Here is a 21,153-nt window from a genome sequence, read left to right on the forward strand (position 1 = left end):
GGGTCGCACTCGGAGGACACCATCGGGAGACCGTGAGCAGGGATCAACTACCCGTCGACGCACGCCCTTTGCAGGTCCTGCATGCGCCGTCGACACCCCTCCGAGTGCTCGCTAACGTGGATCGGTCCGGCCCTAGCCGGTGGGAGGCGCGATGCGCACTATGGACCCGCTATGGACTTCTACCATGGCCCGAACGCTCATCAACCATCGCGACCCCGGAGGGCTCATCCGTGTGGGCCGAGTCGCTCGGGGATGGCGGCAAGCCGACCTCGGGGCGCGTCTCGGCTGCTCGGCTTCCACGGTTTCCCGGATGGAACAACGCGGCAGAAACGCTGCTGACTTACGGCTCCTACAACGAGCTGCCCAAGAGGTGGGCATGCCGCCGCACGTCTTGGGTGCGGCGCTCGGATTGAACCTGCTCCAAGCCACTAGAGTGGCGGCCGATGGTCCACGTTGCGCCAAGGAGGACCCCATGCGCCGCCGGACACTGCTCGCGGCCGCCGGGCTGGTGGCCCCCGCCCAGTTCCTCACCGGCGTGGACGATGCCTTAGCGATCACGCCAGCCCCGACTGGCTCGGCGGTACCGCTCGACGCCCGTCTTGCGCGGGCGCGGTCTCTCTTCGACGCGGGCAGGCACACCGACCTTCTGGCAGCGCTGCCAGGGCTTCTCGGCGACGCTCATGACGTCTCCCGGGCTCGGACGGACTTGGCGCATGCCCAGCTCTCATCGTGCTACAGCCTGGCCGCCCAGCTCCTCATCAAGATCGGTTGCTACGACCGGGCCCGCCTCACCGCGGACCGAGCCGTGGTCTATGCGGAACTCTCCGGCTCCCCGCTGGCCGCCGCTGCTGCCACGCGGGAACTCAGTATCGTCCTGCGTCACCAGGAGCAGCCCGGCGCCGCGCAACGCTTGATCCTTAGCGCTGCCGCCCGGGTCGAGGCCACGGGGCTGACGGCGACGAGTCAGTCGGCGGCCTACGCTCAGATGCTCTGTACCACCTCGTACACGGCGGCGCGGGGCGGTGAACGAGATCAGGCACTGACCATGATCCGGGAGGCGTCGCGAGCCGCGCGCGGACTCCCCCAGCATGTCCCGGCGGGACATCTGTTCCCCATCACACCCGCAATCGTCGCCCTCTACGAGGTCAGCGTTCATTGGGCGCTGGGAGACGCTGGTTCCGCCATCCAGGCAGGCCAGGCGCTGCACCCGGACCAGTTCCCCACTGCTGAGCGCAAGGGGCGGATGTATACCGATCTCGGCCGTGCATGGTGGCAGTGGGGCAAGCCGGAGCAGACGGCCAACGCCTTGCATTCCGCCCTGCGCGTCTGCCCCGGGGAAGTTCGCGATCGCCCGGCCATTCGGCGGATCGTCCATGACCTATCCACACGACACTCACGAGTGAGCGGCGTGCGTGAGCTTGCCGCGGCGACCCAAAGTCGCAGTTGACGCCGACTGCCTCTTGAAACCAGGCTGGAGAGCGCTCCTCTAGGGGCAACTGGTCAGCCAGGTGCTTCGCCTGCACGTCGGCCTCGTGCAATTCCAAGCGGAGTCTCCTGCGTCATCGATGTGACGTATCCCCCTCCGGCAGCACCAAGAGAGCCCACACGACTTTGCCCACCGCATCGCGCGGTTCAACGCCCCAGCGGTCGGCCAATGAGTCCACGAGAGCCAGCCCCCGGCCGGATTCATCATCGTCCTCGGCGTGCTTCAAGGTTGGCTGCTCGTCGTTCGTGTCTGAGACCTCAATGCGCAACTCCAGGCCGGTCAGTACGAACCGGACTCCGATCTCTCGGCCGCGCGTCGTCTTCGCGTTGATGGCGTTGGTCGTGAGCTCGGAAAGCAACAAGGTTGCGCTTTCCGTGATGTCGGCACCGATGTGCCAGTTCGCGAGCTGATGGCGGAGAGCTTCGCGGGCGCGGCCGACGCTGCGGCGGTGTCGAGGGAGCTGATGCGTCACGGTCTGCGTGGATGCGAGCGGCGCTGTTCCTGCTGGTAAGGCGTTTGTGGGCATGGCTCATCTCCTCGGGCTCAGATGACGGAGAGCCAAGAGCTGCACTCTGTAACCAAAGTGGAACGCTCAGCGGTAGTAGGCATAGCATGCTCTTGCAGACCATGAGAACGCAAGCATTGCGAACTACTGCCGTGTGTTCGAACTGGGTTGAGTTGTGGCCTGAGGGTCACTCACACTCGCGGATACCACCGAGCCACTGAAGGGACCGCACGTGTCGGACAAGCGACACCATCCGCCAACCGTCAGACTTCGACGGCTGGCCGCTGAGCTGCGCCGACTTCGTTCTGCCGCCGGGCTGACGCGCGACGAGGTCACGGAGAAGAAGGGGATCAACGCAGCGACGCTGTATCGCATCGAGAAGGCGCGTGCCCGACCGCAGAAGCGGACATTGCTTGCCCTACTGGACCTCTATGAGGCAACCGAGGCGCAGCGGTCAGACCTCCTGGCCGTACAGAGCGGGTCCAACGACCAGGGCTGGCTGCGCCCGTATCACTCGGAGTTGCCTGAGGAATACGCTGCCTACATCGGGTTCGAGGCCGAGGCCCGGACGGTGCGCAACTATGAGTCGCTGTTCATTCCCGGCCTTGCCCAGACAGAGCCCTACGCCCGCGCGGTGGTCAAAGGTGTTTGGGCGGCGGCCAGCCACAAGCAGGTGGAGCAGCGAGTCCAGGCTCGGATGGAACGACAGGCGTTGCTCAGCAAGGAGCACCCGCTCCAACTCTGGGCAATCGTCGATGAGGCGGCCATCCGGCGCACGGTCGGCGGCCGCAAGGTGATGCAGGAGCAGACGCGGCACCTGCTCCGGCTCATGGAAGAGCCCCATGTCACGTTTCAGGTGATCCCGTTCGACAAGGGAGCGCATGCAGGTATGCCCGGCAGCTTCGTGCACATGGACTTCCCGGACCCTGCGGACCCGGAGTTGGTCTACGTGGACACTCCAGCAGGCGATCTCTTCCTGGAGTCTGAGACGGAGATCCGGCGCTACAAGTCCATGTTCGAGCACCTGCAAGCCGTGGCGGTGGGACCGAACGAAAGTGCTGATCTGCTGGCTAAGGTTGCAGGTATGAGAGATTGAGAGGAGGTGTTCGTAGTGCAGTACGACTTCTCCGAGGTTGTGTGGCGGAAGAGCAGTTACAGCAGTGCCAACGGTCAGTGCGTCGAAGTCGCCGACGGAGTCGCGGACGTTGTGCCCGTTCGTGACAGCAAGGCATCTGCTGGCCCCTGCCTTGTGTTCGAGGCGGATGCGTGGGCCTCGTTCATAAGGGCGCTGAAGGTCGGCGAACTCCCCTCAGCCTGAGGTGATTACTACCCGGCCCCCACGTCAAGGTCGTGAGGTGTAGCCCCCGGAGCTCGCTTCGTGGCCGGGGGCTCGTGCGGGGTATCCGGACGCGGCCAATGCCCCACCGGCCACCGGCGGACGCGGGGTGGGCCTCGCGCTCGACCGGGCTGGCGGTGACGCGCTCCGCCGCACCCTGGACGCTCTCACCGTCTTCGGCCGCCTCGTCACCGCCGAATTCCCCCTGGCCGAGGCGTCCGAGGCGCACCGCCTCATCGAAACCCGCACCACCACGGGCAAGCTCCTGCTCCGCGTCGCGGACGCCTGACCCCGGGCGGCGAACGGGGCGCGCCGGCCCCCGTGGGGTGGCGACGGCTCGTGCCGGGAGCGTCTTGGCTCCGCCTTCGGGCGGGTGCCCAGGGCCACCCGGCTCCAGCCCGGGGGAGGGGATGCTCCCCGCGCGGATGCCCGCACGGGGGTACGGGTAGTGGGCGGCCCGCGAGCGGCGCCGCGTCTGCGGGCTGGTGCTGGTCCGCGCGGCGGGCTGTTTCCGCCGTGCGCGGACACGTGTGCGTCAGCGTGTACGGACGTCCCCGGCCACCGGCCGGGTTCCGGCATCCCTCAGCGGAGGACCGATTCCAGGAAGTCGGTGCCCAGGCGGGACACCGCCGTCAGTTCCAGTTGGTGGAGGACGTAGCGGCCGCGGCGGCGGGTGGTGAGCAGACCGGCCTTCTTGAGGACGCCGATGTGGCGGGAGACCTCCGGGGGCGTGATGCCGTACGCCTCGGACAGCTCACCGGTGGTGTGCGGTCCACGCGCGAGGGTGCGGCACAGCCGCATCCGCATCGGGTGGGACAGGGCCTCCATCCGGCGCTGGACGAGCTCCAGGGCCGCGGGCGCGGGGAGTTCGGGCGAGGCGACCGGGTACTGGATCACCGGATGCCAGCCGGGTGCGTACACAACGGTCACATGCGGCCAGCCGAAGGCGGTCGGGATGAGGGTGAGGCCGTCGTCCGAAGCCGTCGTCCGCCCGGCGGCCAGCTTGTCGACCAGGACACGGTCGCCGTCCTCGGACAGCGACAGCGCGGCCGACGCCGCGGTCAGCGCCTCCGCCAGGCCCTTGCGCTGGAGCAGCTCGGACTTGTGGCGGGCGTCGGCGGCCAGTTGGATCCCCACCCGCTGCCAGGTGTCGGCGAAGAACGCCTGCCGGCAGTCCTCCAGCAGCCGTCGCAGCCAGACCCGCAGCCCGTCCGGGTCGTCCAGCATCCGGTCGGCGAACGCCGCCTGCCGGGGGCCACGGGCCGCGGCCATCTCGCGGACCCGCGCCCGTTCGCCGGCGTCGACCAGCGGCGACTGCCTGCACCGGGTGTACGAGCTGGAGCAGGTGATCTCGAAGACCGCCGTCAGATACGTCTCGTCGTCGATCCGGTCCAGCGCGTCCAGCTCCTCGTCGAGCGTGGCCCCGGGACGGGCCGGGAGCAGCAGGTCGCAGCGGGCCGGACCTCGCGGTCCAGCCCGGCCAGCGCGCTGAGCACGGCGGGCCACTGCTGGAACAGCGTGCCGCCGTACCGGTGCCGCCATGCCTTCGCCTCCGCGATCAGGCTCTCGGGCCCCGCCAGCGCGGCCCCCGAGATGCCGTCGAGCGACTTGTAGAAGGACACGTACACCGTGTCCGCCAGGGCCGCGATCTCCGGCAGCGTACGGCCGAAGTGGACGGTGGACTCCCACAGCCGGGCCCCGTCGAAGTGCACCACCGCGTCCCGCTCCCGGGCGGCTTCCACGACGGCCACCAGCTCGTCCCACGAGGGCAGTACGAAGCCCGCGTCGCGCAGCGGCAGTTCGAGGGCGAGGGTGCCGAAGGGCTCGTCGAGGTCGCGGATCTCCTCGGCGGTGGGCAGCCGCGGCTCGGTCGTCGGACGCACCGCGCGCAGTCCGCTCACGGTGAGATACGCGTCCCGCTCGTGCACCTCCAGATGCGCCAGCGGATGCACCGCCACCAGGGGGTTGCCGGTGCGCCCCGCCCAGCAGCGCAGCGCGATCTGCTGGGCCATGGTGCCGGTGGGGAAGAACGCCGCGGACTCCGTGCCGAGCACTCCGGCGACCCGCCGCTCCAGCTCCTCCACGATCCCGTCGCCGTAGAGGTCCACCCAGGCGTCCGGGTCGTATCCGGCGGGCGGCTCGGCCGTCAGCCGGGCCAGCCCCTCACCGATCCGGGCCTCCGCCGCACCGCGGGCGAGGGTCCGCTCCGACGCGCGCCAGGCCGTGCGCCTGCGGTCCCGGGCCGCCCGCTCGGCCCCCTCGGCGCCGCTGGTGTCCCGCTCCGCGCCGCTCCCGTCCCGCTCCGTCCCGCCGTCGTCACCGCCGTCGTCCCGCGCGCTCTCCGCCATGGGCCGATGATGGCGCAGCCGGCGTCCCCGGGACCACACGGTTTTCCACAGGGCTGGGGACGCGGCCGGGCCGCGTGGAAACACTCGCGTAGCATGGCGGGGAATCGTCCGGTACCCCCTGAGGACTGGAACGGAAGGCCGCTGTCGCGTGAACGCACAACCACTTCCCGAGCCGCAGGACCGCCCTGCACGGCTCACCGTAGGGGTCGTCGGCGCGGGCCGCGTCGGCCCGGCCCTCGCCGCCTCGCTGCGCCTGGCCGGGCACCGCCCCGTCGCCGCCTCCGGTGTCTCCGACGCCTCCGTGCGCCGGGCCGCCGATCTGCTTCCCGGAGTGCCCGTCGTACCGCCCGCCGAAGTGCTGGCGCGGGCCGAGCTGGTGCTGCTCACCGTCCCCGACGACGCCCTGCCCGAGCTGGTCGCCGGGCTGGCCGAGACCGGCGCGGTGCGCCCCGGCCAGCTGCTGGTGCACACCTCGGGGCGGTACGGCGTCGGGGTGCTGGAGCCCGCGCTGCGGGCCGGAGCGCTGCCGCTCGCGCTGCACCCCGTGATGACCTTCACCGGCACCTCGGTCGACGTCCAGCGCCTCGCGGGGTGCTCCTTCGGCGTCACCGCCCCCGAGGAGCTGCGGCTGGCGGCCGAGGCGCTGGTGATCGAGATGGGCGGCGAGCCCGAGTGGATCGAGGAGGAGTCCCGCCCGCTCTACCACGCGGCGCTGGCCATCGGCGCCAACCACCTGACCACGCTGGTCGCCCAGGCCATGGAGCTGCTGCGCGGCGCGGGGGTCGGCGCCCCCGACCGGATGCTCGGCCCGCTGCTCGGCGCCGCGCTGGACAACGCCCTGCGCAGCGGGGACGCCGCACTCACCGGCCCGGTCGCGCGCGGCGACGCGGGCACGGTCGCGGCCCATGTCGCCGAGCTGCGGCGGCACGCCCCCCAGGCGGTCGCCGGATATCTGGCGATGGCCCGTACGACGGCGGACCGCGCGCTCGCCCACGGCCTGCTCAAGCCGGAGCTGGCGGAAGACCTGCTGGGCGTTCTGTCGGATGTCTCGGACGTACCGGGGCCGGGCCGGGGAGGGACGGGATCGTGAGCCCGAGGCTGTGGACCAAGGCCGGACCCGGTGAGCCGGACGTCGAGCTGTACACCCGCCGCTCCGACTACGACGTCGCGTTCGCCCACTTCGCCGTGGCGGGGCGGACCGCCGTGGTGATGACCATGGGCGCGCTGCACGACGGCCACGCCTCGCTGATCCGCGCCGCCCGCGCCCGGGTCGGCTCCAAGGGCCTGGTGACCGTCACCGTCTTTGTGAACCCGCTGCAGTTCGGCGCGGGCGAGGACCTCGACCGCTATCCGCGCACCCTCGACGCGGATCTGGAGGTCGCGGCCGCGGCGGGCGCCGACATCGTCTTCGCCCCGCGCCTGGACGAGGTGTATCCGGGCGGTGAGCCGCTGATCCGGCTCGCCGCGGGGCCGCTGGGCGAGCGGTACGAGGGCGCGTCCCGCCCCGGCCACTTCGACGGGATGCTGACCGTCGTCGCCAAGCTGCTCCATCTCACCCGCCCGGATGTGGCGTTCTTCGGCGAGAAGGACGCACAGCAGCTCGCGCTGATCCGCCGGATGGTGGACGATCTCAACTTCCCGGTCGAGGTGGTCGGTGTGCCGACCGTCCGGGAGGCCGACGGCCTCGCCCTCTCCAGCCGCAACCGCTACCTCTCGGCGGAGGAGCGGCGCACCGCGCTGGCTCTGTCGCGGGCGCTGTTCGCCGGGCGGGACGCGGGTGTGCCGGCGGCGGGCCGCGGCGCGGGCGCCGAGGCGCCGGCCACCGAAGCTCCGGCGGCCGACGGCGCGCAGGACTGTCCGCCGACGCCGGATGCGCCGGGCGCTCCGCGGCGGCCGCGCGGGCCGTGGGCACCCGGGCGGTCCGTTGCCCCCGCGTACGCGGGCGTGCCGGACGGGCTCACGGCTGTCACCTCGCCCGCGGCGGTGCGGGCCGCGGCGCGCGCGGTGCTCGACGAGGCGAGCGGCTTCGAACCGCCCCTCGTGCTCGACTACGTCGGGCTCATCGACCCGGTGGACTTCTCCGAGGTCCCCGACGACCACACCGGCGAAGCGGTCCTGGCCGTCGCCGCCAGGATCGGCACCACCCGTCTGATCGACAACATCCGCCTGTGGTTCGGAGCCGCCCGATGAGGCGGCGGCTCGGGGGATGCGTACCGAACGACCCAGCGAGGCAAGCCTGATGATGTGCCCGATGTCCCCTCCGCCCGCTGTCTGCCCGAGTCCGCCCGGTGTGTGCCCGGGCGGAGTCCTCGCGGCCCCATGGAGCGCCCGATGACGCCCGATGCCATACGACACGACGAGCCGCCGCGGCCCGGCGCCCCCGCCCCCGCGTCCGTCGCCGCACTGCGCGCCCCCGCCCCCGGCTGGGCCACCGAGGCCGATGTGGTGGTGGTCGGCTCCGGGGTCGCCGGGCTGACCGTCGCACTGCGCTGCGCCGCCGCCGGGGCGAAGGTCACCGTGGTCACCAAGGCCCGGCTCGACGACGGCTCCACCCGCTGGGCCCAGGGAGGCATAGCGGCGGCGCTGGGCGAGGGGGACACCCCCGAGCAGCACCTCGACGACACCCTCGTCGCGGGCGCCGGGCTCTGCGACGAGCAGGCGGTCCGGGCCCTGGTCACCGAGGGCCCCGACGCGGTGCGCCGGCTCATCGCCACCGGCGCCCGCTTCGACGCCGACGAGAGCACCGGCGAGATCCTGCTGACCCGCGAGGGCGGCCACCACCGCTCCCGGATCGCCCACGCGGGCGGCGACGCGACCGGTGCGGAGATCTCCCGGGCCCTGGTCGACGCGGTGCGCGCGGCGGGGATCGACACCGTCGAGAACGCCCTGGTGCTGGATCTGCTGAAGGACGCGTCCGGCCGGGCGTCCGGTGTCACCCTGCATGTCATGGGCGAGGGCCAGCGGGACGGCGTGGGCGCGGTGCGCGCGGCCGCGGTCGTCCTCGCGACCGGCGGGATGGGCCAGGTCTTCGCCGCGACCACCAACCCGGCGGTGTCCACCGGCGACGGGGTGGCGCTGGCGCTGCGGGCCGGGGCGGAGATCTCCGACCTGGAGTTCGTGCAGTTCCACCCCACGGTGCTGTGGCTGGGCCCGGAGGCCGAGGGCCAGCAGCCGCTGGTCTCGGAGGCGGTGCGGGGCGAGGGCGCGCATCTCGTCGACGCCGACGGGGTGCGCTTCATGCGCGGTCAGCACGAGCTGGCCGAGCTGGCCCCGCGCGACATCGTGGCCAAGGGCATTCTGCGGCGCATGCTCGAGCAGGGCGCCGAGCACATGTACCTGGACGCCCGCCACTTCGGGGCGCGGATGTGGGAGCGGCGCTTCCCGACCATCCTCGCCGCCTGCCGCGCGCACGGCATCGACCCGTTGACCGAGCCCATTCCGGTCGCCCCCGCCGCGCACTACGCGAGCGGCGGCGTGCGCACCGATCTGCGCGGGCGCACCTCGGTACCGGGGCTCTACGCCTGCGGTGAAGTCGCCTGCACCGGAGTGCACGGCGCGAACCGGCTGGCCTCCAACTCCCTGCTGGAGGGCCTGGTCTTCGCCGAGCGCATCGCGGCGGACATCACCGCCGTACCGGCCGCGCCACCCGAGCCGACCGTGTCCGGGCCGCACGCCTCCGCGCGGCCGGCCGCGGACACCGCCTCGCCGCTGCTGCCCTCCGAGGCGCGGTACGCGATTCAGCGGATCATGACCACCGGGGCCGGGGTGATCCGTTCCGCCGAGAGTCTGGCCCGTGCCGCCGAGCGGCTGGACCGGATCCGGGACGAGGCCGCGGACGAGCTGCGGCGCGACGGCAAGACGGCCGAGCCCGGCGTCGAGACCTGGGAGGCCACCAACCTCCTCCTCGTCGCCCGGGTACTCGTCGCCGCCGCCCTGCGCCGGGAGGAGACCCGCGGCTGCCACTGGCGTGAGGACCGGCCCGAGCGGGACGACGTCGCCTGGCGCCGCCATCTGCTGGTCACCCTGCGGCCCGGCGGCTCCCTCGACGTCCGTACGACGGACTCCGCGTCGTTCCCCGTTCCCGCCCGCCCCGCGGTCGCCCCACCCACCCCTCGAACCGAGACGGAGTCCCAGCCGTGAGCAGCACCTCCGACGACCGCCGACAGCCAGTGCCCCTCCCGCCGCTACCGCTCCACCTGGCCAACGAGGACGCGGCCGGCTGCGGTGACGCGTGCGGCTGTGACGGTGCCACCGCCGAGCGCGACGGGCTGGGCCCGATGGAGTGCGGCCTCGACCCCGATCTCACCGCGCTGCTGAGCCTCGCCGGGCTCGACCCGGTCCAGGTCGAGGACATCGCCCATATGGCCATCGAGGAGGACCTCGACCAGGGCGTGGACGTGACGACCGTGGCCACCATCCCCGAGGACGCCGTCGCCACCGGTGACTTCACCGCCCGGGAGGCGGGCACCGTCGCCGGGCTGCGGATCGCCGAGGCGATCCTCTCGGTCGTCTGCACCGACGCGTTCGAGGTCGAGCGGCACGTCGAGGACGGCGACCGGGTCGAGGCCGGGCAGAAGCTGCTGAGCGTGCGCACCCGTACCCGCGATCTGCTCACCGGCGAGCGCAGCGCGCTCAACCTGCTGTGCCGTCTGTCCGGTGTCGCGACCGCGACCCGCGCCTGGGCGGACGCCCTGGAGGGTACGGAGACGAAGGTGCGCGACACCCGCAAGACCACGCCGGGGCTGCGCGCGCTGGAGAAGTACGCGGTGCGCTGCGGCGGCGGGGTCAACCACCGTATGTCGCTGTCGGACGCGGCGCTGGTCAAGGACAACCACGTGGTCGCCGCCGGTGGGGTGGCGCAGGCGTTCACCGCGGTGCGCACCGAGTTCCCGGAGCTGCCGATCGAGGTGGAGGTCGACACCCTCGACCAGATCCCGCCGGTCCTCGACGCGGGCGCGGATCTGATCCTGCTCGACAACTTCACACCGGAGCAGACCCGTCAGGCCGTCGAGCTGGTCGCGGGGCGCGCCGCCCTGGAGTCCTCCGGCCGGCTGACGCTCGCCAACGCCCGTACGTACGCCGAGACCGGTGTCGACTATCTGGCGGTCGGCGCGCTCACCCACTCGTCCCCGATCCTCGACATCGGCCTGGACCTGCGCGAGGCCGAGGTGCACTGACCCATGCTGCTGACCATCGACGTCGGAAACACCCATACCGTGCTGGGGCTGTTCGACGGTGACGAGATCGTCGAGCACTGGCGGATCTCCACCGATGCCCGCCGCACCGCGGATGAACTGGCCGTGCTCCTCCAGGGCCTGATGGGGATGCATCCGTTGCTGGGCGAGGAACTGGGCGACGGCATCGAGGGCATCTCGATCTGCGCCACCGTCCCCTCGGTGCTGCACGAACTGCGCGAGGTCACCCGCCGTTATTACGGGGATGTGCCGTCCGTCCTGGTCGAGCCGGGGGTGAAGACCGGTGTGCCGATCCTGATGGACAACCCCAAGGAGGTCGGCGCCGACCGGATCATCAACGCGCTGGCCGCCGTCGAGCTGTACGAAGGCCCCTGCGTGGTGGTCGACTTCGGCACCGCCACCACGTTCGACGCGGTCAGCTCGCGCGGGGAGTACGTGGGCGGGGTGATCGCCCCGGGTATCGAGATCTCGGTCGAGGCGCTGGGGGTGCGCGGCGCCCAGCTGCGCAAGATCGAGCTGGCCCGGCCGCGCAGCGTGATCGGGAAGAACACGGTCGAGGCGATGCAGTCCGGCATCCTCTACGGCTTCGCGGGCCAGGTCGACGGGATCGTCCGGCGGATGGCGAGGGAGCTCGCGGAGGACCCGGAGGAGGTGACGGTCATCGCCACCGGCGGGCTGGCCCCCATGGTGCTCGGTGAATCGTCGGTGATCGACGAGCATGAGCCCTGGCTGACTCTGATCGGCCTGAGGCTGGTCTATGAGCGCAACATCTCCCGGAGCTGAGCGCTAAACGGGCGCCGCTCCCCGGCTCCGGTCCGGGAGCGGCGGCCCGTGGAATAGGTCGTCACGGTCGCCGCCTGCGAACTCGGAGTCATTCCGAATTCCGGCTCCGTCCGGCACCTCTCCGGCGAATTCTCCGGGGCTTCGATGGCTCTCGGCCATCCGTCGAGCGACGATCGGCGGAAACACAACTCTTCGAATTCCGTATTGACAAGCGGAACCCGCGGAAGGGTCCGGCGCGGGGTGTCCCGGCCCGTCCCCCGGCGCGCTCCGGCGCCGGATCCCGGGCCCGCTCCCGGCCCCGTCCACCGCCGCGCGCCTTCTCGCGCCGGACGCGCCCCCGGCCCGCGCCCCGTGCCGTACCCGCTCCCACCTGCGGCATCGTCCGCACCGGGGTACGGACCGGATCCGCAACGCGCCGCATGTCCCTGCGCTTCGCGAAAATTGTCCGCTTAGCACTTAAAGTCGCCCCATGCCCACGCCATACGGATCTCGCGGCGGAATGGCGTTCAGCGCGGATGAGCTGCGTGTGCTCCGACGCGCCCTCGCCATCGCCCTCCAACCCCACCCCGTCACTCCCTCTCCCGGACCCCTCGGCGCGGACCGGACGGAGGAGATCCAGGACTGTCTCCGCCTCGCCGAGGCAGTGGACGAAGCGGTCCGCGAGGGCGGGCGGCTGCGAGCGTTCCTGCTCGACGAGCTCGCCCGCTACCGCGCCGCCCTCCCCGGCGCCGCCGCCGGATATCTGGAGCAGCTCCAGGGCGCCCTGGCGGCCGGTTACGAGCCGCTCCCGGAGGACCTGGCCGCCCTCCGCGCGCTGTGCGGAACGACCGCCGGAGGTGATGAGGCCGAGCGCCGGCGGGCGCTTCTGGGCCACTGCGAGCGGGTCGCCGAGCGGGGTGTGCGGGCCCGGCTCGCGGAGCGTTCGGTGACCGCCCTGCGGCCCCGCCCCCGCCCCGTGGCGGCGAGGCTGCGCGCCCTGCCGGGCGGGGTCGCGGCGCGGAGCGCCGACGAGCCCAAGCGGGAGCCGCGCAAGAAGCCCGCGGAGCCGGACCGCGGCGACCGCGAGGGGCCCGAACGTGAGGAGCCGGGCCGCGGCACCCCGCGTCCGGGACGCCCCGTGCCGACGCCCGCGGAGGTCTTCCCGCCCAAGCGGCGCCGCCCCTCACCGCCGCCGGAGCAGGACTCACGGCTCCTCGCCGACGCCGAACCCGTCGCCGGGGCGGAGGGCGGACCCGCGGCCGCCGTGCTTTCCGCCTGACCGCCCCCGAAGCCCCGGTGCTGATCCACCTCCGCCCGTGGCCCCGCCGCGGCCGCCCCGGCTCCGGGCGGCCGCGGCGCGCCGCGTAATCTGGGGGTCTCGAGCAGAAGGAGGCCGGGAGCCATGGATTACATCTCCGCACTGGTCCCGTCCGTGGTGATGGCCGTGGCCTTCATCGCGTTGATCGTGACGATGGTGAAGAGCCAGGGCGGCGCCAACAAGGCCAAGGAGGACGCCGCGGTGGACGCGGTGCTGGCGCGCGCCGAGGCGGACCGCCGGGCCGCGGGGTCCGAGGCGCCCTGACCGTACCCGGTCCGCGGCCACACCCCGCACACAACGGCTGACCTGCACGTCCCGGGACGCACCGCGTCCCGGGACGTGCGTCTTTTGCTGCGCGGCTCTCCCGACATCCAGGACATCTCCCACTATTATTCACGGTGTGCCTCGGCCATTGGGAGAGCTCGAAGACGCGGTCATGACCCGGGTGTGGAAGTGGAACCGCCCGGTCACCGTGCGGGAAGTCCTGGAAGACCTTCAACGGGAACGCTCGATCGCCTACACGACGGTCATGACGGTAATGGACAACCTCCATCAGAAGGGCTGGCTCCGCAGGGAGGTTCAAGGTCGTGCCTATCGATATGCGGCCGTCTCCACCCGGGCCGCCTACTCGGCCGCACTGATGAACGAGGCGTGGTCGGCCAGTGACAACCCGGCGGCCGCCCTCGTCGCGTTCTTCGGGATGATGTCCGAAGAGCAGCGAGATGCACTGCGCGACGCCATGCGCGTCGCACAACTCGGGGAGCCCGGGGAGAGCCCCGGTGAGTCGGGGCGATGACACGGGGCGATAGCGTCCGGGCATGTCCTCCGCACTATCAAAAGTAGTCACCGTCCGCCGAGCCCGGACCAGCGATGTGCGGGCCGTGCGCCGCCTCATCGACTCCTACGTGGACGATCGCATCCTGCTCGACAAAGCGACCGTGACGCTTTACGAGGACATCCAGGAGTTCTGGGTCGCGGAGCGGGACGAGGACGCGGAGGTCATTGGCTGCGGCGCACTCCACGTCATGTGGGAAGACCTCGCGGAGGTTCGCACTCTCGCGGTGCATCCCGCTCTCAAGGGCAGTGGTGTAGGCCACCTGCTGCTCGACAAGCTGTTGCAGACAGCGCGCTGGCTGGGGGTGCGGCGCATTTTCTGCCTCACCTTCGAAGTCGACTTCTTCACCAACCACGGCTTCGTGGAGATCGGCGAGACGCCGGTCGACGGGGATGTCTACACCGAGCTCCTCCGTTCCTATGACGAGGGCGTCGCCGAGTTCCTGGGTCTCGAACGGGTGAAGCCGAACACCCTTGGCAACAGCCGGATGCTTCTGCAACTGTGATCGCGGGCCCTATGTCCGAATCGCTCCCCTATCACATAGCTCCGGAACATCGGCTTCCTACAGGCTTCCCGCTTGTGGGATCGGTCGAACCTTCCCGGGGGGTTTGTGTTTTTCCGGGAAAAGCGGTTTGCTATTCCCTCGTAGTGTAATTACCTGGGGGGTGAGACATCAGCGGCCAACGCCGCACCCCGAACCCCCCGCTTTCCCTGAAAGGAACCTCATGGCACAGAAGGTTCAGGTCCTTCTTGTCGACGATCTCGACGGCGGCGAGGCGGACGAGACCGTGACGTTCGCGTTGGACGGCAAGAGCTACGAGATCGATCTCACCACCGCGAACGCCGACCGGCTCCGGGACGCCCTGGAGCCGTTCACCAAGGGCGGCCGCCGTACTGGTGGCCGGACCTCCGGTGGCCGCGGAAAGGCGCGTGCGGCGGCCGGCGGCAGTCAGGACACCGCGAAGATCCGCGCCTGGGCCAAGGAGAACGGCTACGAGGTCAACGACCGCGGCCGCGTTCCGGCGACCGTGCGCGAGGCATACGAGAAGGCCAACGCCTGAGCGCGTCATCCTTCCCCGGCTCGTCGCTGCCTGGGCAGCGGCCGGGCGCGCAGCAACCGGGCACGGTGGCACTCCGTGGCCGCCGCACCCACGAGCCGCACGAGATCGGGGGCGCCCCCATCGCCCCCGAAGCCTGTCCTCGGCAGGGTCGGCTCCACTTCGCCCCCCGGCTCGGGAGGCCGCAGCCATACGGCGGCCTCCTGCGGGCGCCGTTCTCCCGGCGCCGCGGGCGGGGACCAGGAAGAGGTGGGCCACGGAGCGGTGATCCGGCCGCCCGCACCGAGCGCGGTCAGATCCAGGGGAACCCCGCCCCACTCCAGCCAGTCGAGCAGCCCTGGCAGTTCGTCGGCGCTGCCCGCGGCCACCAGCAGCCGCATCCAGGGGCCCTCCACCGCGACCGGACCGGTCCGCGGTACCCGTCGCAGCATTGCGAAACCGGCCGCGACCGGCAGCTCCAGCACGTCGAACGCCACCCCCGTGAGCAGTTCGACGGGTTCGCTGCCGGTCGTCGGCCAGCCCAGCTCGCGCTCGTACCACCGGGACCGGGCGGCCGGACGGCCGAGCGCGGTGGCGGTGGCCGGGGCGGCGGACGGGACCGCTGGGGTCCTGGCGGTGAAGATCATGCCCAGAGCAACTGCCCGCCCTCATGAAGGTTACGTTCCGTGGGTGCTCGAATGCGCTGTGTGTGCGGTCCGGGGGGTGCGGGGCCGGCGAAGGGGCGCAAGGTTGTTCGCCCGTAGCGGATGGAACCAGCCCGCGCGGCATGGAGTGCGCGTCCTTGCGGGTAAGACATCCCTAGTGGGAGGGGCGGTCCGCGTGTCGGGCGGAAGCGGCGTTCGCCATCGGCGTACTGGCGGTGGGCGTAGAGGCTTGGCCTGCGGGAACATCGTCTCGCACCATCGGGTTGGAGCAGTTGTCGGCTGTTCGGGCAGGACGTTAGTGGCTGTTCGCCCCGCTCGAGCGGGGGTGATCCGGACGGTTGTCGGCAGTTGGAATGAGCTGTCCCGGGTTGCGGGACTAGCATGCGGAAGGACAGGGAGGGGATCGTCCCCGATCTTTCTGACCGCTCTGAGGAGCGATTAACGATGTTCGAGAGGTTCACCGACCGCGCGCGGCGGGTTGTCGTCCTGGCTCAGGAAGAAGCCCGGATGCTCAACCACAACTACATCGGCACCGAACACATCCTCCTGGGCCTGATCCACGAGGGTGAGGGTGTCGCCGCTAAGGCCCTGGAGAGCCTCGGGATTTCGCTCGAGGCGGTCCGCCAGCAGGTGGAGGAGATCATCGGCCAGGGGCAGCAGGCCCCGTCCGGTCACATCCCCTTCACCCCCCGTGCCAAGAAGGTCCTGGAGCTGTCGCTCCGCGAGGCCCTTCAGCTCGGCCACAACTACATCGGCACGGAGCACATCCTGCTCGGCCTGATCCGCGAGGGCGAGGGCGTCGCCGCCCAGGTCCTCGTGAAGCTGGGCGCCGATCTGAACCGGGTGCGGCAGCAGGTCATCCAGCTGCTCTCCGGCTACCAGGGCAAGGAGGCCGCCACCGCGGGCGGCCCGGCGGAGGGCACTCCCTCCACCTCGCTCGTCCTGGACCAGTTCGGCCGCAACCTCACGCAGGCCGCCCGCGAATCCAAGCTCGACCCGGTCATCGGGCGCGAGAAGGAGATCGAGCGGGTCATGCAGGTGCTCTCGCGCCGCACCAAGAACAACCCGGTCCTCATCGGCGAGCCCGGCGTCGGCAAGACGGCGGTCGTCGAGGGCCTGGCCCAGGCCATCGTCAAGGGCGAGGTGCCCGAGACCCTCAAGGACAAGCACCTCTACACCCTCGACCTGGGTGCCCTGGTCGCCGGCTCCCGCTACCGCGGTGACTTCGAGGAGCGCCTGAAGAAGGTGCTCAAGGAGATCCGCACCCGCGGCGACATCATCCTGTTCATCGACGAGCTCCACACCCTGGTGGGTGCGGGTGCCGCCGAGGGCGCGATCGACGCCGCCAGCATCCTCAAGCCGATGCTGGCCCGCGGTGAGCTCCAGACCATCGGCGCGACCACGCTCGATGAGTACCGCAAGTACCTGGAGAAGGACGCCGCCCTGGAGCGGCGCTTCCAGCCCATCCAGGTCGCCGAGCCGTCGCTGCCGCACACCATCGAGATCCTCAAGGGCCTGCGGGACCGCTACGAGGCGCACCACCGCGTCTCGATCACGGACTCGGCCCTGGTCGCCGCCGCCACCCTGGCCGACCGCTACATCTCGGACCGCTTCCTGCCGGACAAGGCGATCGACCTGATCGACGAGGCCGGTTCCCGGATGCGGATCCGCCGGATGACCGCACCGCCGGACCTGCGCGAATTCGACGAGAAGATCGCCGATGTGCGCCGGGAGAAGGAGTCCGCGATCGACTCGCAGGACTTCGAGATGGCCGCGGGCCTGCGCGACAAGGAGAAGCAGCTCCTGGCCGCGAAGGCGAAGCGGGAGAAGGAGTGGAAGGCCGGCGACATGGACGTCGTCGCCGAGGTCGACGAGGAGCTGATCGCCGAGGTCCTGGCCACGGCCACCGGCATCCCGGTCTTCAAGCTCACCGAGGAGGAGTCCTCCCGGCTGCTGCGCATGGAGGACGAGCTGCACAAGCGCGTCATCGGCCAGAAGGACGCCATCAAGGCGCTCTCCCAGGCCATCCGGCGTACGCGTGCGGGCCTCAAGGACCCCAAGCGCCCCGGCGGCTCCTTCATCTTCGCGGGCCCGTCCGGTGTCGGTAAGACCGAGCTCAGCAAGACCCTCGCCGAGTTCCTCTTCGGCGACGAGGACGCGATGATCTCGCTCGACATGTCGGAGTTCAGCGAGAAGCACACCGTCTCGCGGCTCTTCGGCTCCCCGCCCGGATACGTGGGCTACGAGGAGGGCGGCCAGCTCACCGAGAAGGTGCGCCGCAAGCCGTTCTCCGTGGTCCTCTTCGACGAGGTCGAGAAGGCCCACCCGGACATCTTCAACTCGCTGCTCCAGATCCTGGAGGACGGTCGGCTGACCGACTCCCAGGGCCGGGTCGTGGACTTCAAGAACACGGTGATCATCATGACCACCAACCTCGGCACCCGGGACATCTCCAAGGGCTTCAACCTGGGCTTCGCCGCCCAGGGCGATGTGAAGACCGGCTACGAGCGGATGAAGAACAAGGTCAACGAGGAGCTGAAGCAGCACTTCCGGCCCGAGTTCCTGAACCGTGTCGATGACACGGTCGTCTTCCACCAGCTCACCGAGGAAGACATCATCCAGATCGTCGACCTCATGATCACCAAGGTGGACGAGCGGCTCAAGGACCGCGACATGGGCATCGAGCTCAGCGGCGTCGCCAAGAAGCTGCTGGCCAAGCGCGGGTACGACCCCGTTCTGGGCGCCCGGCCGCTGCGCCGGACCATCCAGCGCGAGATCGAGGACGTGCTGTCGGAGAAGATCCTCTTCGGCGAGCTGCGTCCGGGCCACATCGTGGTCGTGGACACCGAGGGCGAGGGTGAGGAGAAGAAGTTCACCTTCCGTGGCGAGGAGAAGTCGGCGCTGCCCGACACCCCGCCGATCGAGTCCGCCGCCGGCGGAGGCCCGAACCTGAGCAAGGACGCGTAAGCGCTCCAGGCACCTGAGATCCCTTTCCAGGGCTCGCAAAGGGGCCGTGGCACCGTCCAGGACGGTGCCACGGCCCCTTTGCTCGTTCCGCCCGTTCCGGTGCCCGTACGGGCACTCAGGCGCCCGTACGGGCTGCCCGGGGCCCTCAGCTGCCCGTCACTATGACCTGGACGCCCTCGGGCACCCCGGTGACCTCCGCGTTGCGGGGGCTCAGCCGCAGGGTGTGCAGCCGGGGGAAGGCGGACAGCCAGCTCAGGTCCAGGCCGTCCCCCAGGTCGTAGGAGAGCCACAGCTCGGTCAGCCGCTCGGCGACCAGGCCCTCGGTGAGCTGCTCCGGGGTGAAGGCCCCGGCGATCTGGACACAGGGGCGGCCGCCGAGTCTGCGCAGCGCGCCGAGCTCGGCCGCGTCGGACACCGGAAAGTCGAGTTCGCGTTCATCGAGATGCGCGATGATTTCCTCCGCGTAGCGGTCGGTGTCATAGCGCCGCCAGGCCCGTGCGAGCTGTGAGCGCACCGCCCAGGACGTACGGTCCCGCAGCCGGGCCAGATAGTCGATGGCGCGGTCGTCGGCTATCGAGCTGGCGGTGACGGCCAGACGATGGGCCTCCTCATCGGATACGCCGGTGGGATCGGGCAGCATTTCCAGTGCGATAGGGCCGATCCAGCCCAGCGCCCGGGCCGCCTCCAGGGAGGTCGGCCGGACCAGATCCCGGGTATAGCGGTGCACCCGGGAACGCACCGCGGGGTCCAGCTCCGTCGCGTGTTCCAGACACGCGGCCGCCAGGAGTTTGCGATGGCGGGCATGGACCGGGCGGGTGCCCTTTCGGGCGGCCAGCAGTCCTTCCAGGAGGTAAGCGCATTCATCGGGGCGGGCGAGAGCGACCGACATTCTGATCACTTCTTCCCAGTCGTCCAGGTGGGCGTGGTCGATGAGGAAGTCGAAATCGTGTCGTTCCACCACCGCTCTCGCGCTCAGATAGTCCTGGAAGGTGCGGTGGACGAAATCGACCGACCCCGGGGTGGGCTCACGCAATAGTCCGGTGCGGTGGAGCAGATGCCGGTAGATCTCCTCCGGTCCGCCCTGCCGCGAGGCATGGGGAATGGACGGAAGGTGCTGGGCGAAGGTCTCGAGGGCCACTGTCCGGTCCATTTCGGACCGTCCGTTGACCAGCATCCAGTGCGCCAGCTTCTGGAGCAGCCTGATCTTCGGTTCCTGCGGGAGGTCGATTCCATCGGGCGGCACCATGGCGCGCTCGCGGTCACGGCGTTCCAGCAGCATGGAAAGGGCCGCGTCATAGAGGGCTTTGCGGCCGCGCGGCAGATAGCCGCGGCGGTCCCGGTGCAGGGCGCAGATCAGTCCGCACATCAGCGGATTGGTGGCCAGCCGTCCCAGTTCACGCGTTATCCGCACGGCGTCCAGCAGCGTTTCCTCGTAGGAGCCCAGCCGGTCCAGATCGGTGCCGTCCTCGCGCGCCGCGGCGTGCCAGCGCTGAATGAAGGCGGTGACCCCCTCGCGGCTGAGCGGGGCCAGCTTCAGTTCCGCGAAGCGCTCGGAGGACAGCCAGTTCTCGCGGACGGCGGAGGGGCGGGAAGTGACCAGCCAGACGTTCCCCGGATAGCGTGCCGGAAGTTCGCGCAGCGCCTCCCGCAGCTGTTCACGGTCGCCCTCGGGCGCCTCGTCGATGCCGTCCACCAGCAGCAGCCCGCGACCCGCGGACAGCACCCGCTCGGCCCATCCGTCGGGCTGGGCGTCGGCCTGGGGGTGGCGGACGGCGGACAGAAAGCGGTCGGGCGGGGGGAAGCCGCCGTGCCGGAACCGCCGCACCGGCAGTACGAACGGCACCCGGCCGCGCAGCCGGGCCAGCTGGCCGGGCAGCCGTCCACGGGCCACGGAGACCGCCAGCCACTGCACCAGCGTGGTCTTGCCCGAGCCCGCCACACCCCACAGCAACACCCGGTCGCTCCCGGCGAGTGCCTGCTCCGCGGGGGCGGTGGGACCCGCGTCGGTCTCGGTCTCCAGACTGAGGTAAGCGGTGTCCAGGGGCCAGGTGTCGGGGGAGTGGGCCAGATCGATGCCGTAGATCGTCAGATGGTCGTGGCTCGCGATGATCGCGCGGGCGTAGATCTCCTCGAACGCGGCGTCCGTGTCGGCCGCCCGCTCGGCGAGGCCGCGGGCGACGAACGCCGACCGCCGGACGAGGAAGCGCAGGATCTGGTCGCAGACCGCGTGCAGTACGGCGGTGTGCAGCCGGGCGGCGCCGGGCGGCAGTTCGCGGTCGGCGTCCGGCGCGGCGACCGCCAGATGCCGGGCGAACGCCTCGGGTCCGAGCCGCACCGCCCGTACGTCGTCCATGTCGACGGTGCCGAGCGCGTGCAGGCTGCGGGCGAGCGCGTCGGTGACGGCCCGCTCCGCCTCACCGCCGTGGCCCACCCGTGCCCCGGCGGGAGCGGCTTCCCGGAGTGCCTCGGCGACCAGCGCGGCGGCGATCCGGGTGAGATCGCGCTCGGTGAGGGTCCGCCGGTCGCCCTGGAAGGCGACCAGGGCGGATATCCGCACCGGCCGGTCGGCCGGTGGCGCACCGGGCCCCTCGGCCGCGAAGAGTCGTGTGATCAGCGGTACGACGACGTCCGGCGCGAGCCGGACGCTGTTCGCTGCGGGATCCATAGGGCCCCGGTCCCCCCGTGGCGGTGTCGGCCGT

18 protein-coding genes and 2 pseudogenes are annotated in these 21,153 nt (G+C 71.0%); 15 read left to right on the forward strand and 5 right to left on the reverse strand.

Annotated elements, in window-relative coordinates:
- Nucleotides 1-151 precede the first annotated feature (151 nt).
- Nucleotides 152-1,447, forward strand: coding sequence for a helix-turn-helix domain-containing protein (locus tag HUT19_RS22340; RefSeq protein WP_176182175.1), 1,296 nt, complete (start codon nt 152-154; stop codon nt 1,445-1,447).
- A 112-nt stretch (nt 1,448-1,559) separates the two neighbouring features.
- On the opposite strand, the gene HUT19_RS22345 is transcribed toward HUT19_RS22340, so the two are convergent.
- The gene (locus tag HUT19_RS22345; protein ID WP_176182176.1) at nt 1,560-2,012 is read right to left on the reverse strand and encodes an ATP-binding protein; all 453 of its coding nucleotides are present in this window, start codon (nt 2,010-2,012) and stop codon (nt 1,560-1,562) included.
- Nucleotides 2,013-2,223: 211 nt separating this feature from the next.
- Here HUT19_RS22345 and HUT19_RS22350 point away from each other — a divergent pair, with 211 nt between their 5' ends.
- From HUT19_RS22350 to HUT19_RS22360, 3 genes and pseudogenes are all read left to right on the forward strand, one after another.
- Nucleotides 2,224-3,087, forward strand: coding sequence for a helix-turn-helix transcriptional regulator (locus HUT19_RS22350; protein ID WP_176182177.1), 864 nt, complete (start codon nt 2,224-2,226; stop codon nt 3,085-3,087).
- A gap of 15 nt (nt 3,088-3,102) precedes the next feature.
- Nucleotides 3,103-3,309 (forward strand): DUF397 domain-containing protein, encoded by a 207-nt coding sequence (locus tag HUT19_RS22355; protein WP_254885711.1) that lies wholly within the window; start codon nt 3,103-3,105, stop codon nt 3,307-3,309.
- 109 nt (nt 3,310-3,418) lie between these two features.
- A pseudogene (locus HUT19_RS22360) lies at nt 3,419-3,616 on the forward strand (quinone oxidoreductase); the annotation flags it as partial.
- 293 nt (nt 3,617-3,909) lie between these two features.
- Here HUT19_RS22360 and HUT19_RS22365 read toward each other — a convergent pair.
- Both HUT19_RS22365 and HUT19_RS22370 read right to left on the reverse strand, forming a co-directional pair.
- Nucleotides 3,910-4,773 carry a DUF5937 family protein gene (locus HUT19_RS22365; protein ID WP_254886202.1) on the reverse strand — a complete coding sequence of 288 codons (864 nt, stop codon included), beginning with the start codon at nt 4,771-4,773 and terminating at the stop codon, nt 3,910-3,912.
- A gap of 14 nt (nt 4,774-4,787) precedes the next feature.
- Nucleotides 4,788-5,675: pseudogene (locus HUT19_RS22370) on the reverse strand (low specificity L-threonine aldolase); the annotation flags it as partial.
- Between the two features lie 148 nt (nt 5,676-5,823).
- On the opposite strand from HUT19_RS22370, the gene HUT19_RS22375 reads away from it, so the two are divergent.
- The 10 genes from HUT19_RS22375 (at nt 5,824) to HUT19_RS22420 (ending at nt 14,846) form a co-directional block, all read left to right on the forward strand.
- Nucleotides 5,824-6,765, forward strand: coding sequence for a Rossmann-like and DUF2520 domain-containing protein (locus HUT19_RS22375; RefSeq protein ID WP_176182180.1), 942 nt, complete (start codon nt 5,824-5,826; stop codon nt 6,763-6,765).
- A 95-nt stretch (nt 6,766-6,860) separates the two neighbouring features.
- Nucleotides 6,861-7,865 (forward strand): pantoate--beta-alanine ligase, encoded by a 1,005-nt coding sequence (panC, locus tag HUT19_RS22380; protein WP_254886203.1) that lies wholly within the window; start codon nt 6,861-6,863, stop codon nt 7,863-7,865.
- Between the two features lie 141 nt (nt 7,866-8,006).
- Nucleotides 8,007-9,815: an L-aspartate oxidase gene (locus tag HUT19_RS22385; RefSeq protein WP_176182182.1), complete on the forward strand. Its 1,809-nt coding sequence runs from the start codon at nt 8,007-8,009 to the stop codon at nt 9,813-9,815.
- Between the two features lie 29 nt (nt 9,816-9,844).
- The gene (gene nadC / locus HUT19_RS22390) at nt 9,845-10,852 is read left to right on the forward strand and encodes a carboxylating nicotinate-nucleotide diphosphorylase (RefSeq protein WP_254886204.1); all 1,008 of its coding nucleotides are present in this window, start codon (nt 9,845-9,847) and stop codon (nt 10,850-10,852) included.
- 3 nt (nt 10,853-10,855) lie between these two features.
- The gene (locus HUT19_RS22395) at nt 10,856-11,653 is read left to right on the forward strand and encodes a type III pantothenate kinase (RefSeq protein ID WP_176182184.1); all 798 of its coding nucleotides are present in this window, start codon (nt 10,856-10,858) and stop codon (nt 11,651-11,653) included.
- A 469-nt stretch (nt 11,654-12,122) separates the two neighbouring features.
- Nucleotides 12,123-12,911, forward strand: coding sequence for a hypothetical protein (locus tag HUT19_RS22400; protein ID WP_254885712.1), 789 nt, complete (start codon nt 12,123-12,125; stop codon nt 12,909-12,911).
- A 123-nt stretch (nt 12,912-13,034) separates the two neighbouring features.
- Nucleotides 13,035-13,214 (forward strand): hypothetical protein, encoded by a 180-nt coding sequence (locus tag HUT19_RS22405; protein ID WP_176182185.1) that lies wholly within the window; start codon nt 13,035-13,037, stop codon nt 13,212-13,214.
- 136 nt (nt 13,215-13,350) lie between these two features.
- Nucleotides 13,351-13,746 (forward strand): BlaI/MecI/CopY family transcriptional regulator, encoded by a 396-nt coding sequence (locus HUT19_RS22410; protein WP_176182186.1) that lies wholly within the window; start codon nt 13,351-13,353, stop codon nt 13,744-13,746.
- Between the two features lie 22 nt (nt 13,747-13,768).
- Nucleotides 13,769-14,290: an amino-acid N-acetyltransferase gene (locus tag HUT19_RS22415; RefSeq protein WP_176182187.1), complete on the forward strand. Its 522-nt coding sequence runs from the start codon at nt 13,769-13,771 to the stop codon at nt 14,288-14,290.
- A gap of 220 nt (nt 14,291-14,510) precedes the next feature.
- Nucleotides 14,511-14,846 carry an Lsr2 family protein gene (locus HUT19_RS22420; protein WP_176182188.1) on the forward strand — a complete coding sequence of 112 codons (336 nt, stop codon included), beginning with the start codon at nt 14,511-14,513 and terminating at the stop codon, nt 14,844-14,846.
- Nucleotides 14,847-14,851: 5 nt separating this feature from the next.
- Here the strand turns inward: HUT19_RS22420 and HUT19_RS22425 are convergent, their stop codons facing one another.
- A complete protein-coding gene (locus HUT19_RS22425) occupies nt 14,852-15,469 on the reverse strand; it encodes an SCO3374 family protein (protein WP_254885714.1) in 618 nt (205 codons plus the stop codon).
- Nucleotides 15,470-15,931: 462 nt separating this feature from the next.
- Between HUT19_RS22425 and HUT19_RS22430 the strand changes: the two genes are divergently transcribed.
- Entirely contained in the window at nt 15,932-18,454 is a 2,523-nt protein-coding gene (locus HUT19_RS22430) for an ATP-dependent Clp protease ATP-binding subunit (protein WP_009716899.1), read from the forward strand.
- Between the two features lie 145 nt (nt 18,455-18,599).
- On the opposite strand, the gene HUT19_RS22435 is transcribed toward HUT19_RS22430, so the two are convergent.
- A complete protein-coding gene (locus HUT19_RS22435) occupies nt 18,600-21,119 on the reverse strand; it encodes an NACHT domain-containing NTPase (protein WP_176182189.1) in 2,520 nt (839 codons plus the stop codon).
- Nucleotides 21,120-21,153: the final 34 nt, after the last annotated feature.

Source organism: Streptomyces sp. NA02950 (genome assembly GCF_013364155.1).
In the GTDB taxonomy this organism is placed as follows: Bacteria; Actinomycetota; Actinomycetes; order Streptomycetales; family Streptomycetaceae; genus Streptomyces.